The sequence below is a fragment of the Aquabacterium sp. genome (assembly GCF_021768455.1).
GTDB lineage: Bacteria > Pseudomonadota > Gammaproteobacteria > Burkholderiales > Burkholderiaceae_C > Aquabacterium.
In genome coordinates this window covers 1-11,478 of sequence record NZ_JAIZVX010000142.1, presented here as the reverse complement: position 1 = coordinate 11,478, position 11,478 = coordinate 1, and the positions used below count along the sequence as shown (strand labels likewise).

Genomic DNA, 11,478 nt, shown 5'->3' with positions numbered 1-11,478 from the left:
GGGCGTCTGGCGCCGTCGTGCGCGTGTCGGTCATGCAAATCCTGTGGGTTCGGGGCGAAAGGGCCCTTGCAATGCGGCTTTTGCCGGCCGGGCCCGTTCATCAATTGTGCGGCAAACGTACACTGCAGCCCATGCACGCCAGCACCCTGACCCTGCTTTTTGCCGCCTTCGTCGCGGCCGCTTTCCTCACCAAATTCTGGCTGGATGGCCGCCAGGCGCGCCACGTGGCCCGCCACCGCCATGCGGTGCCGCCTGCCTTCGCCGACGACGTCTCGCTGCACAGCCACCAGCGCGCCGCCGCCTACACCATCGACAAGCTGGGCTTCGGCCTGCTGACCTCCGCCCTGGGCACAGCCGTGCTGCTGGGCTGGACCCTGCTCGGTGGCCTCGACACGCTCAACCAGGCCGTGCGTGAAGCCGTCTACCCGCGCTTTGGCGGCATGGCCTACCAGCTCGCCCTGCTGGGGGCCTTCATGCTGATCGGCGCCCTGATCGACCTGCCGCAGGAAGCCTGGGCCACCTTCCGCATCGAACAGCGCCACGGTTTCAACCGCATGGGCTGGCGCATGTGGGTGGGCGACCAGCTCAAGCAAGGCCTGGTGGGCCTGCTCATCGGCACCCCGATTGCCGCCCTGATCCTCTGGCTCATGGGGGCCGCCGGACAAGCCTGGTGGCTCTGGGCGTGGGGCGCCTGGGTGGCCTTCAGCCTGACGCTGATGGTCGTCTTCCCCATCTTCATCGCCCCCCTGTTCAACAAATTCACCCCCCTCGCCGACGAGGCACTGGCCCAGCGCGTCACCGACCTGATGCGCCGCTGCGGCTTCCAGGCCAAGGGCTTTTTCGTGATGGACGGCAGCACCCGCTCGGCCCACGCCAATGCCTACTTCACCGGCATGGGTGCCTCCAAGCGCGTGGTCTTCTTCGACACCCTGCTGGGCAAGCTCTCGCATGGCGAGGTCGAAGCCGTGCTGGCCCACGAACTGGGTCACTTCAAGCACAAGCACGTGCTCAAGCGCATGGTCACGATGTGCGTGATGAGCCTGCTGGGTTTTGCCCTGCTGGGCTGGTTGTCGCGCCAGGTCGGCTTCTACCTGGGACTGGGCGTTGCACCCAACCTCGGCAGCGGCGCCCCCAACGACGCCCTGGCCCTGCTGCTGTTCATGCTGGCCCTGCCTCCCTTCCTCTTCTTTGTGGCCCCGGTCTTCTCCGCACGCTCGCGCCGCGACGAGTACCAGGCCGACGCCTATGCCTGCGCCCAGGCCAGCGGCCAGGACCTCGCTCAGGCCCTCATCAAGCTCTACAAGGACAACTCGTCCACCCTCACGCCCGACCCGATCTACGTGCGCTTCCACTACTCGCACCCGCCGGCATCCGAGCGCTTGGCCGCCATGGCCGCCCACCTCCAACCCAAGGCGGCCTGAGGTGAACGCCAGCACCCTGCCCCTGGCGCAGCAACGCTGCCGCCCCCTGAGCGGATCGCCACTCTCTTCCATGGCCCAGCAGGCCATGCTGACCCAGGTCCAAGGCTGGGCGCTCGACCCCGGCGTGCCGGGCGGCGTGCTGCACAAGACCTTCACCTTCCCCGACTTCCACCGCACCATGGCCTTCGTGAACGCCGTGGCCTGGGTGGCCCACGAACAAGACCACCACCCTGACCTCACCGTGAGCTTCAACCGCTGCACCCTGCGCTGGGCCACCCACTCCGTGGGCGGACTCTCGCTGAACGACTTCATCTGCGCCGCCCGCGTGGATGCCCTGAGCGCATGAAGCGCGCCGCCCCGGGACACACCGGCACCACCGGCCGCAAAGGCCGCCCTGCCCGCGAGGCCGACACCAGCCAGTGCCGCAACGGCCTGGTCGTTTCCACCCACGGTCGCCACGTGGTCGTCGAAAACGACGACGCCACCCGCATGATCTGCCACCCCCGCGGCAAGAAGAGCGAGGCCGTGGTCGGCGACCGCGTGCTCTGGCAACCCACACAGGAACACTCCGACGAGGGCGTGATCGTGGCCGTGGCAGAACGCCGCAACCTGCTCTACCGGCAGGACGAGTGGCGCAGCAAGTCCTTCGCGGCCAACCTCGACCAACTGCTGATGTGGATCGCGGTCGAGCCCGTCTTCAGCGAATCGCAGCTCACGCGCGCCCTGATCGCCGCCGAATCCGCCGGCATCCCCGCCACCATCGTGCTCAACAAGGTCGACCTGCCTGGCACGCCCACGGCACAGACCCGGCTCGCACCCTACCGGGCCATGGGCTACAAGGTGGTCGAGCTCTCGCTCAAGCACGAGACCGAAGCCGCCCGCGCCCAGATGGCCCCGCTGCTCGATGGCCGCGCCACGCTGGTGCTGGGCCCCTCGGGCTCCGGCAAGAGCACCCTGATCAACGCCTTGCTGCCTGGTGCCCGCGCCGAAGTGGGCGAGATCTCGCATGCGCTCAACTCGGGCCGTCACACCACCACCACCAGCCTCTGGTACTGGCTGGACGAGTCCCGCCGCAGCGCCGTGATCGACTCCCCCGGCTTCCAGGAATTCGGCATGCACCACATCCCGGCCACGGAACTGGCCCGCTGGATGCCGGACATCGCCCAGCACATGAACGACTGCCGCTTCCACAACTGCACGCACCGGCAAGAGCCCGGTTGTGCGGTGCAGGCTGCGGTGGCGCGTGGCGAGGTCAGCCCGATCCGCCTGAGCCTCTACACCGACCTGTTCGAAGAGCTCAGCCAGCCCCGCTGGTGAAGCCCTGACCTGGCCCCAGACACCTCGCCGCCCAGCGCCCCATGACCGACCACCTCGCCGCCCTGCCCGCCACGCTCACGGCCTTTGCCCAGGGGCAGATGCCCGTGCACACGCTGATTCGCACCTGGCGGGATGCCGCCCAGGCGCACGAGCCCGCCTTGCCCCCGCGCTACCGCGAGGTGCTGGAACGCATCCTGAGTCAGCTGGAGAGCGCCGCCCTGTTCACCGAAGAAAGCTGCTCATTCAGCCAGGCCGACATGGCCGCCGCGCTGGGCGACTGGCTGGGCAAAGCGCGGGCGCTCTGAGCCTGCGCCGAGCCCCTCGGCGTGAACCGAGCTCAACCGATCAGGTTGGCCAGCGACAGCAGCGCCAGCAGCAGCATCCACAGCACCACCGAGCGCCACACCAGGCCCACCACCGAGCGCAGGTGCGCCATCTGCGGCACGGCCCCCGTGGTGCTGCCTTCGGCCTCCGTGGCGTCGGCGGTGTCTCCGTCGATCACGGTGTGGCCCGTGCCCGCCAGCGTTGCGCCGGCCGATGGGGCCGCCTGGCCACCCAGGCGCACGCCAATCGCCCCCGAAGCCGCCGACAGGATCGTGCCCTCGTTGGGGTGGTTCCACAGCACCGCATGGCGACGCCAGGTCTCGACCGCGTCCTCGAAGTTGCCCACCACGGCGAAGCCGAACGCCGTGAGGCGGGCCGGCACATGGTCCAGCAGGTGGAAGAGCCACAGGGACAGGCCCATCAGACGATCGTGCGTGGGTGCGCCGGTCACGCGGCTCTTGTAAGACCAGTAACGGCTGGCGAACTCGGCCATGCGATAGAGCACCGCGCCCGCCGGACCCAGACCAAAGCTGGACAGGGCCACGAACCAGAAGAACACGCCAAACACATGGCGGTGTGCCGCCAGCAGCGAGTACTCGATGACGTGGCGCAGGATCTCGGTGCGCGGCAGCTCGCTGGCGTCGACGTTCTGCCAGTGGGCCAGCAGCTCGCGGGCGCGGTCTTCCCGGCCCTGCTCCAGCGCATCGCGGATGTCGGTGTAGTGGTGGCTGAACTGGCGGAAACCCAGCGTGAGGTAGAGCACCGCCACGTCGAGCAACAAGGCCAGCACCGTGCTGTAGCGGTTGGTCAGCACGTAGAGCACCGCGACCAGCAGCGCCGGCGCGATCACCGTGATGCCCCAGACCACGCGCGCGTGCACGTCGGCACCCGCATCGAAATTGCGGCCGGCCCAGCGCGTCCAGCCGGTCAGGCCGTGGTGGATGGGGTTCAGGTTCGACAGGGGTTTGAGCTGCTCCGCCAACAAGGCGAAGAGCACGGCAAAGAAACTCATGCGTGGATCATAGCCGGGTGCCAAGGCCCGACGTTCAGAGAAAGTCCGAGCGACATTCAGGCCGAGAGAAAGCGGTAGAGATTTCGCAACATCGCGGCGGTCGCACCCCAGATGAAGTACTCGCCCACCTCACTGTAGGCCGACGCCGGACGGCCCGCCGGACGCCAGGGCATGGCGAAGAACTCGATGGCCGACGGCTCGACGCTGCCTTCAGCGCCCGCCACCATGAAGGCCCGGCGCTGGTGGTGGCGCGGGTCCATCAGGAAGGCCAGGGGCACCTCGAAGATCTCTTCGACCTCGCCCGGATCGGCCTCCAGGGCCAGGCCATGCTGGCCATGCGGCGGCGCCTCGATCAGGCCCAGCACGGGTGTGACCACAAATCCTGTGCCGGTGGTGTAGGTGGGCAAGGTGCCCAGCACCTGCACGCGCTCGGGCGCCAGGCCCACTTCTTCGTGGGCTTCGCGCAGGGCGGTGGCAATGGGGCCTTCGTCGTTCGGCTCACAACGGCCGCCAGGAAAGCTGATCTGGCCGGCGTGCTTTTTCAGGTGGGCGGTGCGCTGGGTGAGCAACACCGTGGGCTCGGGGCGCAGCACAACCGGGATCAGCACGGCCGCTGGCGCCGGGTTGGGCGCCTTGAACCAGCGCTCCACCGCGATGTCGGGCTGCCACGCAGGCGGCTGAGCGAAGCGGGCGCGCAGCGCGGCAGGCGTCAGGCGCTCTCGCGGCACAGCGGGCAGGTGGTGATCGTGGCCCAGCAGTTCGGCCACACGGGGGTTGATGGAAACAGCCATCCTGGCACCATAGCAAAAGCCACCTGGGCTTGCGCAACAGGTGGCTTTGGAAGGGTTGCTTTGCCTGACAAAGCACCGTGGCTTGCGCCACGGGGTCGCTCACATGGGTGAGCGCAATCAGGCCAGCTTTTCCTTGATGCGAGCCGACTTGCCCGAACGCTGACGGAGGTAGTACAGCTTGGCGCGACGGACGTCACCGCGGCGCTTGACTTCGATCGAAGCGATCAGGGGGCTGTACAGCTGGAACGTGCGTTCCACGCCTTCGCCGCTCGAGATCTTGCGCACGATGAAGCTGGAGTTCAGACCACGGTTGCGACGGGCAATGACCACGCCTTCGTAAGCCTGCACGCGCTTGCGGGTGCCTTCCACCACGTTGACGGACACGATCACGGTGTCGCCAGGGGCGAAAGTGGGGATGGTCTTGTTCAGACGAGCAATTTCTTCTTGCTCGAGTTGTTGGATGATGTTGGACATCAAAGGCTCCTGAGTGATCTTGCCCGCACCAGAGGTGTCGCCGGCCTTGCATCGCTGCGTGATCGTGAGATCGGCTGGCTCAACCCGCTCGGATCGACCGGGTTTTGATGTAGCGGTCGGGTAGAGGATCGGAAAACCGCAGATTATAGCGCGAGTTTCGACAAGAAGTGTTCATCCTGTTTGCTCAGCTCACCACGGGCGCGCGCTGCCTCGATCAACTCAGGGCGGCGGCGGGCTGTGATGGCCAGCTGCTGCTCGCGGCGCCAACGGGCGATCTGGGCATGGTGCCCCGACATCAGGACGGGCGGCACGGGCAGATCGGCCCCACCCTCGACGCCCACGGCGGATGCCGGCAGCACCTCGGGGCGGCTGTAATGCGGGCAATCCAGCAGGCCATCGGAGAAGCTGTCCTGCTCGTGCGAGGCGGCATCGTGCAGCACGCCGGGCTGCAGGCGGGTCACGGCGTCGATCAGGGTGAGCGCGGGCAGCTCGCCGCCCGAGAGCACGTAATCGCCCATGCTGACCTCTTCGTCCACATGGGCGTCGATGAAGCGCTGGTCGATGCCCTCGTAGCGACCACACAGCAACACGGCGCCGGGCGCGGCGGCCAGTTGCTGCACGCGCTGCTGCGTCAGGGGCTTGCCCGCCGGGCTGAAGAGCAGCACAGGGAGCTTGCCGGCGCCATCGGCCGACTGCGAGGCACGGATGGCGGCCAGGCAGCGCACCAGCGGTTCGACCAGCATCACCATGCCCGGGCCGCCACCAAAGGGGCGGTCGTCGACGCGGCGGTAGACGCCTTCGGCGTGGTCGCGCAAGGGCCACAGGCGCACGTCGACCTGTCGGCTTTCGAACGCGCGGCGCGTCACGCCCACCGACTGGAAGGGTGCAAACAGCTCAGGAAACAGGGTGATGACGTCGAAGCGAACGGCCACGGGCTGGCCCTTGCTCAGTAGTCCAGGCCCCAGTCGGCCACGATGCGCTTGTCGGCCAGGCTGACGCTGACGATGTAGGCGTCAACAAAGGGGATGAGGCGTTCGACGGTGTCGGCCGGGGTGGCGCCTGCCGCCTCGAGGCGCAGCACGCTTTGCGGGCCGGTGTCCAGCAGGTCGACGACCTTGCCCAACGCTTCGCCAGCAGGGTTGAAGACGTCGAGGCCGATCAGGTCGATCCAGTAGTACTCGCCCTCGTCGGGCGTGGGGAAGGCCGATCGCGACACAAAGACGCGCGCGCCCTTGAGGGCCTCGGCGGCATTGCGGTCGGCCAGGTCTTCGGAGGTGGCCACCACGATGTCGCCCTGCTCGCGCACCACCTTCATCTGAAGGAAGCGGGGGGCGGCCAGGCGCGAAGCCATCGGAGCCGAACCTGCGGCCACCTTGCGAGCCGGCGCAGACCGGGTCGCGTCACCCGCCTTGGCGGACGGACGCGACACAGCGCCCGGAGCCTGTTCGGCCGGGCGCAAGAACCATTTTTTGGTGCAGAACAGTGCCTGGGGATCGGAGGAGAAGGGCTGGACCTTGATCCCGCCCTTCACACCCCAGGCGTCAACGATGCGCCCGACCTCCACCGCGTCTTCAGGCCAGACGACACCGTCGTTCAGGACCAGGGGGGCGGAAACCGGGGCGCGATCGTTCATGCAGACCTGTTCGAGTGCTGCAATCAGGCTGCCGGAGCGGCCTTCTTGGCGTCAGCCAGCAGACGGGTCACGGTGTCGGAGGCTTGAGCGCCCACGCCAACCCAGTGGTCCACGCGGTCGAAAGCGACGCGCAGGCGCTCGGCGTTGCCGGAAGCCAGGGGGTTGTAGAAACCCACGCGCTCCAGGAAGCGGCCGTCACGACGGTTCTTCTGTTCGGCGACGACGATGTTGTAGAACGGGCGCTTCTTGGAGCCGCCGCGGGAGAGTCGAATCACGACCATGATGTGTCCTTCAATTGGGTGGGCGACCAGCGTTCCCGGGAGACACTCGGGGGCAGCCAGCCAAGGCTCGATCAAGCCGAATGCCAGATCGCTCCATTCATCCGGCTCGTTTAGATACGCGCCGGGTTCATTTCCTGGGTTAGAGGAAAGCACCCGACTCAAGCCGGAAAACCCAGCATTATAGTCCCAGCAAACACTCTTGTGGGAAGCACCTTGGCCACACCGCACAAATCCAAGACCGTCGCGACCTGGCTGGCCTTTGTCGGAGGCGCCCTGGGGCTGCACCGCTTCTACCTGTTTGGTCTGGGCGATTGGCTGGGCTGGCTGCACCCCTTGCCCACGCTGGTGGGGCTCTACGGCCTGCAGAGGGTATCGGCCTTTGGCCAGGACGACCAGCTCGCCTGGCTGCTGGTGCCCGTGCTGGGCTTCACGCTGGCCGGCACCATGTTGCAGGCGATCGTCTACGGCCTGACGCCCGACGAACGCTGGGACGCCCGCCACAACCCCGATCGGGTAGGCAGCGCAGAGGCCAGCCGCAGCGGCTGGGCGGTGGTGATCGGCGCGGGGCTGTCGCTGATGGTGGGGGCGACGGTGCTGATGGCGACCATCGCGTTTTCGGGTCAGCGCTTTTTCGAATACCAGGTGGAAGAGGCCCGCAAGATCAGCCAGTGACGGCCTGGCTGTGACGGTCAGCCAGAGAGGGGCTCAGAGAGGGCAAAGGGCCCGCTGGCCAGGTGCTGCTGAAGAAAGCGCACGCAGACCCGCACCTTGGCAGACTGGCTCAGGCGCACGGTGCTGGCCGCCCAGATGTCGGCCGGCTGGGTGCAAGCGGGCAGCAGGGGGATGAGGCGGCCGGCGCGCAGGTCGTCGGCCACATCCCAGCGTGCCTGCAGCAGGATGCCGTGGCCATCGCTGGCCCAACCGCGCACGATCTCGGCGTTGTTCGACGACAGGCGCCCGCGCACCTTGACCTTCTCCGGCCCCTGAGGGCCACTGAGTTGCCACACGCCAAAGGCCTGGTTGCGGTCGCGCAGGACCAGGCATTCATGCTGGCTCAGTTCGGCGATGCTGCCCGGGGGCCCGTGCCGCGCCAGGTAGCTCGGGGCGGCACACAGGATGCGCGTGCTGGGTGCCAGGCGGTGGGCCACGAGGTGGGGCTCGTCGACCTCGGCGATGCGCACATCCAGGTCGACGTTTTCGCTGATGAGGTCGACACGGCGGTCGACGGCGTCCAGGGTGATGTCCAGATCGGGGTGCTGCTGGGCGAGCAGGGAGAGGATGGGCCCGATGTGCATGCGCCCCAGCCGAAAACTGGTGGTGACGCGCAACACGCCGCGAGGGTCCAGGCGCCCACCGGCGACGGCCTCGCCCATGTGGTCCACGCCCTCAAAGATCTGCTGGGCCGAGGCGTACACGCGTTCACCATCTTCGGTGACCGTGACTCGGCGCGCGGCGCGGTGGAACAGCGAGACACCGAGGTCTTTTTCGAGGATGGCGATCCGCTTGCTGACGAAGGCGGGCGACATGCCCAGTTCGGTTGCCGCCGCGGCGAAGCTCGCCTTGCGGGCCGCGATGCAGAAAACCTGCAGGTCATCCAGCTGGAACTTGAGCCTCATGGTTCGTGAATCATAAAGCCACGAACGCCCCATTGAAGCGCACGTTTGTTGTTCATAAAGTCCTCGCTTCGTCCCACTGCCCCACCCCGGAGCCATGAGCCGCCCACTTTCCCTCGCCGCACTCACCGTGCTGGAACTGACCCCACCCGAACAGGTGCGCTGCGCCGCCGAAGCCGGCTACACCCACGTCGGCCTCAGGCTGATCCCCGCCACGCCAAACGAGGCGCAACACGATCTGGTCGGCAACACGCCGCTGCGACAGGAACTCGAACGGCAACTGGCCGACACCGGCATCCGCGTGCTGGACGTGGAGATTTTCCGCATGCGGCCCGACACCCATGTGCCCGACCTGGAGGCCACCGTGGCCGCGGCCGCGGCACTGGGTGCGGCCCACCTGCTGGTGGCGGGCAACGACCCGGACCCGGCGCGGCTGGTGCACACCTTTGGCGATTTCTGCGAACTGGCGGGCCGCTACGGCCTCACGGCAGACCTGGAGTTCATGCCCTGGACCGACGCCCCCGACCTGAAGCGGGCCGCCGACATCGTGGCGCAGGTGGGCCGCGACAACGCAGGCGTGCTGATCGACCCCTTCCACCTGAGCCGCTCGCAAAGCCGCCTGGCCGACATCGCCCAGGTGCCACCGGGCAGGCTGCACTACATGCAGTTCTGCGATGTGCCCGCCGCCTTGCCGCCCACGATGGACGACATCCTGGCCGAGGCGCGCGCCGAGCGCCGATTCCCGGGTGAAGGCGAGCTGGACCTGATCGGCCTGCTGCGGGCCATGCCAGCCGGCATCCCCCTGAGCCTCGAAGTGCCCACGCACACACTGGCCCGCACCATGGGGGCCACCGAACGTGCAAGGCACGCCCTGGAGGCCACACGACGCCTGCTGGCCGAAGTGGACAAGGCCCCGCTGCGCCGCACCATGGTGGGGGCAGCATGAGCCAGGCCCCCACCCCAGACCGCGCCAGCCTGCATTGCGACCTGCTGGTCATTGGCTCGGGCGCGGCCGGCCTCTCGGCCGCCGTGACGGCCGCCCACCATGGCCTGAAGGTGGTGCTGGTCGAGAAGGAAGCCTGGATGGGCGGCGCCACCGCGTGGTCGGGCGGCTGGATGTGGGTGCCGGGCAACCCGCTGGCCCGCCGCGCCGGCATCCACGAAGACCCGCAACAGCCCCGCACCTACCTGCGCCATGAACTGGGCGAGCACCACGACGCTGCCCTGGTGGACGCCTTCCTCGACCACTGCGGCCCCATGGTCGACTTCTTCGAGCGGCACACCGCCCTGCAATTTGCCGATGGCAGCGGCATCCCCGACATCCACACCCAGACGCCCGGGGCCGCCACACAAGGCCACCAGGTGGCTGCGGCCCCCTATGACGCGCGAGAACTGGGCCCCCTGCTGCATCGCCTGCGCCCCACCATGCGAGAAACCTCGTTCCTGGGGATGCCCATCATGGCCGGCGCCGATCTGAGCGCCTTCCTGACGGTGACGCGCTCGTTCAAGTCGTTCAGGCATGTGGCCTGGCGCGTGGCCCGGCACCTTCGGGACCTGGCCCTCCACGGCCGGGCCATGCACCTGGTCAACGGCGTGGCGCTGGTGGGTCGGCTTGCGAAATCGGCAGAGACCCTGGGCGTGCAGATGATCACCTCGGCCCCCGCCCGAGCGCTGATCCTGGCCGATGCGGATGCCGGCGCAGCCCACCACGACGGGCAGGCCAGCCCACGCGCCGTGCGGGGGGCCATCGTCGACACCCCGGATGGCCCGCTCACGGTCCACGCCAGCCGGGGCGTCGTGCTGGCCGCCGGGGGCTTTCCGCAGGACCGGCGCCGGCGCCAGGCCCTCTTTCCGCGCACCCCCACGGGCGAGGAGCACCTGGCCCTGCCCCCCGCGGCCTGCAACGGCGACGGCATCACGTTGGGCGAATCGGCTGGCGGCGTGATGAAGACCGACCTGGCCTCGCCCGTGGCCTGGGCGCCGGTGTCCCGGGTGACCCACCCGGATGGCAGCGTGGGGCACTTCCCGCACATCATCGACCGCGCCAAACCCGGCGTCATCGGCGTGCTGGCCAACGGGCAGCGCTTCGTCAACGAGGCGGGCGGATACCACGACTACACCTCGGCCATGGTCGCGGCCGTGCCGCCGGGCGAAGAGGTCGCATCCTGGCTGGTCTGCGACCACCGCTTCCAGCGCCGCTACGGCCTGGGCCACGCCAAGCCTTTTCCTCTGTCGATCCGCCATGACCTGCGAAGTGGCTACCTGAAACGGGGGGACACGATCGAGGCGCTGGCGCAGGCCTGTGGCATCTCGCCCCAGGGGTTGCGTGACACCGTCCAGGCCTTCAACGCCCATGCGCGGCGGGGCGAAGACCCGGCCTTCGGGCGCGGCAGCACGCCCTACAACCGCAAGATGGGAGACCCCTTGCACGCCCCCAATCCCTGCGTGGCGCCCATCGAGCACGGACCGTTTTACGCGGTAAAGGTGCAGCCCGGCAGCTTCGGCACCTTCGCCGGGCTGAAGACCAACGGGCAGGCGCAGGTGCTCGACCACGGCGGCCACCCGATCCCCGGCCTCTACGCCGCGGGCACCGACATGGCCAGCGTGATGGG

General features: G+C 68.3%; 14 protein-coding genes. 7 read left to right on the top strand and 7 right to left on the bottom strand.

The annotated features are described in order from the left end of the window. Nucleotides 1-131: 131 nt before the first annotated feature. The 4 genes from QZ994_RS15955 (at nucleotide 132) to QZ994_RS15940 (ending at nucleotide 3,043) form a co-directional block, all read left to right on the top strand. Nucleotides 132-1,421: a M48 family metallopeptidase gene (locus tag QZ994_RS15955; RefSeq protein ID WP_290873819.1), complete on the top strand. Its 1,290-nt coding sequence runs from the start codon at nucleotides 132-134 to the stop codon at nucleotides 1,419-1,421. Nucleotide 1,422: 1 nt separating this feature from the next. Continuing rightward, nucleotides 1,423-1,767: a 4a-hydroxytetrahydrobiopterin dehydratase gene (locus tag QZ994_RS15950; protein ID WP_290873816.1), complete on the top strand. Its 345-nt coding sequence runs from the start codon at nucleotides 1,423-1,425 to the stop codon at nucleotides 1,765-1,767. A gap of 143 nt (nucleotides 1,768-1,910) precedes the next feature. After that, a complete protein-coding gene (rsgA, locus tag QZ994_RS15945) occupies nucleotides 1,911-2,738 on the top strand; it encodes a ribosome small subunit-dependent GTPase A (protein WP_290873821.1) in 828 nt (275 codons plus the stop codon). A gap of 41 nt (nucleotides 2,739-2,779) precedes the next feature. Continuing rightward, a complete protein-coding gene (locus QZ994_RS15940) occupies nucleotides 2,780-3,043 on the top strand; it encodes a hypothetical protein (protein WP_290873813.1) in 264 nt (87 codons plus the stop codon). Nucleotides 3,044-3,075: 32 nt separating this feature from the next. Here QZ994_RS15940 and QZ994_RS15935 read toward each other — a convergent pair whose 3' ends face one another. The 6 genes from QZ994_RS15935 to rpsP all read right to left on the bottom strand — a co-directional run bounded on the left by QZ994_RS15935 (nucleotide 3,076) and on the right by rpsP (nucleotide 7,253). Continuing rightward, nucleotides 3,076-4,074: a CobD/CbiB family protein gene (locus QZ994_RS15935; protein WP_290873811.1), complete on the bottom strand. Its 999-nt coding sequence runs from the start codon at nucleotides 4,072-4,074 to the stop codon at nucleotides 3,076-3,078. Between the two features lie 56 nt (nucleotides 4,075-4,130). Further along, nucleotides 4,131-4,865, bottom strand: coding sequence for a CoA pyrophosphatase (locus tag QZ994_RS15930; protein ID WP_290873808.1), 735 nt, complete (start codon nucleotides 4,863-4,865; stop codon nucleotides 4,131-4,133). Nucleotides 4,866-4,982: 117 nt separating this feature from the next. Next, on the bottom strand, nucleotides 4,983-5,339 hold the full coding sequence (gene rplS, locus QZ994_RS15925) for a 50S ribosomal protein L19 (RefSeq protein WP_290873805.1): 357 nt from the start codon (nucleotides 5,337-5,339) through the stop codon (nucleotides 4,983-4,985). 143 nt (nucleotides 5,340-5,482) lie between these two features. Further along, nucleotides 5,483-6,271 (bottom strand): tRNA (guanosine(37)-N1)-methyltransferase TrmD, encoded by a 789-nt coding sequence (gene trmD, locus QZ994_RS15920; RefSeq protein ID WP_290873802.1) that lies wholly within the window; start codon nucleotides 6,269-6,271, stop codon nucleotides 5,483-5,485. 14 nt (nucleotides 6,272-6,285) lie between these two features. After that, the gene (gene rimM, locus QZ994_RS15915; RefSeq protein ID WP_290873800.1) at nucleotides 6,286-6,972 is read right to left on the bottom strand and encodes a ribosome maturation factor RimM; all 687 of its coding nucleotides are present in this window, start codon (nucleotides 6,970-6,972) and stop codon (nucleotides 6,286-6,288) included. Between the two features lie 23 nt (nucleotides 6,973-6,995). After that, nucleotides 6,996-7,253, bottom strand: a complete 258-nt coding sequence (gene rpsP, locus QZ994_RS15910; RefSeq protein ID WP_290873797.1) for a 30S ribosomal protein S16 — start codon at nucleotides 7,251-7,253, stop codon at nucleotides 6,996-6,998. Between the two features lie 213 nt (nucleotides 7,254-7,466). Here rpsP and QZ994_RS15905 point away from each other — a divergent pair, with 213 nt between their 5' ends. Continuing rightward, nucleotides 7,467-7,925, top strand: coding sequence for a hypothetical protein (locus QZ994_RS15905; protein ID WP_290873794.1), 459 nt, complete (start codon nucleotides 7,467-7,469; stop codon nucleotides 7,923-7,925). 17 nt (nucleotides 7,926-7,942) lie between these two features. Here the strand turns inward: QZ994_RS15905 and QZ994_RS15900 are convergent, their stop codons facing one another. Beyond that, nucleotides 7,943-8,869: a LysR family transcriptional regulator gene (locus QZ994_RS15900; protein ID WP_290873792.1), complete on the bottom strand. Its 927-nt coding sequence runs from the start codon at nucleotides 8,867-8,869 to the stop codon at nucleotides 7,943-7,945. Between the two features lie 94 nt (nucleotides 8,870-8,963). Between QZ994_RS15900 and QZ994_RS15895 the strand changes: the two genes are divergently transcribed. After that, nucleotides 8,964-9,812, top strand: a complete 849-nt coding sequence (locus tag QZ994_RS15895) for a sugar phosphate isomerase/epimerase (protein WP_290873789.1) — start codon at nucleotides 8,964-8,966, stop codon at nucleotides 9,810-9,812. Further along, a partial coding sequence (locus QZ994_RS15890) for an FAD-dependent oxidoreductase (RefSeq protein WP_290873786.1) occupies nucleotides 9,809-11,478 on the top strand: 1,670 nt, incomplete at its 3' end. The genes QZ994_RS15895 and QZ994_RS15890, both read left to right, overlap by 4 nt.

Excerpts from the sequence above, each read along its gene's own strand:
- rsgA (WP_290873821.1), top strand. The coding sequence starts at position 1,911 with ATGATCTGCCACCCCCGCGGCAAGAAGAGCGAGGCCGTGGTCGGCGAC.
- rimM (WP_290873800.1), bottom strand. The coding sequence starts at position 6,972 with ATGAACGATCGCGCCCCGGTTTCCGCCCCCCTGGTCCTGAACGACGGT.
- QZ994_RS15930 (WP_290873808.1), bottom strand. The coding sequence starts at position 4,865 with ATGGCTGTTTCCATCAACCCCCGTGTGGCCGAACTGCTGGGCCACGAT.
- QZ994_RS15955 (WP_290873819.1), top strand. The coding sequence starts at position 132 with ATGCACGCCAGCACCCTGACCCTGCTTTTTGCCGCCTTCGTCGCGGCC.
- rplS (WP_290873805.1), bottom strand. The coding sequence starts at position 5,339 with ATGTCCAACATCATCCAACAACTCGAGCAAGAAGAAATTGCTCGTCTG.
- QZ994_RS15940 (WP_290873813.1), top strand. The coding sequence starts at position 2,780 with ATGACCGACCACCTCGCCGCCCTGCCCGCCACGCTCACGGCCTTTGCC.
- QZ994_RS15900 (WP_290873792.1), bottom strand. The coding sequence starts at position 8,869 with ATGAGGCTCAAGTTCCAGCTGGATGACCTGCAGGTTTTCTGCATCGCG.
- QZ994_RS15935 (WP_290873811.1), bottom strand. The coding sequence starts at position 4,074 with ATGAGTTTCTTTGCCGTGCTCTTCGCCTTGTTGGCGGAGCAGCTCAAA.
- QZ994_RS15895 (WP_290873789.1), top strand. The coding sequence starts at position 8,964 with ATGAGCCGCCCACTTTCCCTCGCCGCACTCACCGTGCTGGAACTGACC.
- rpsP (WP_290873797.1), bottom strand. The coding sequence starts at position 7,253 with ATGGTCGTGATTCGACTCTCCCGCGGCGGCTCCAAGAAGCGCCCGTTC.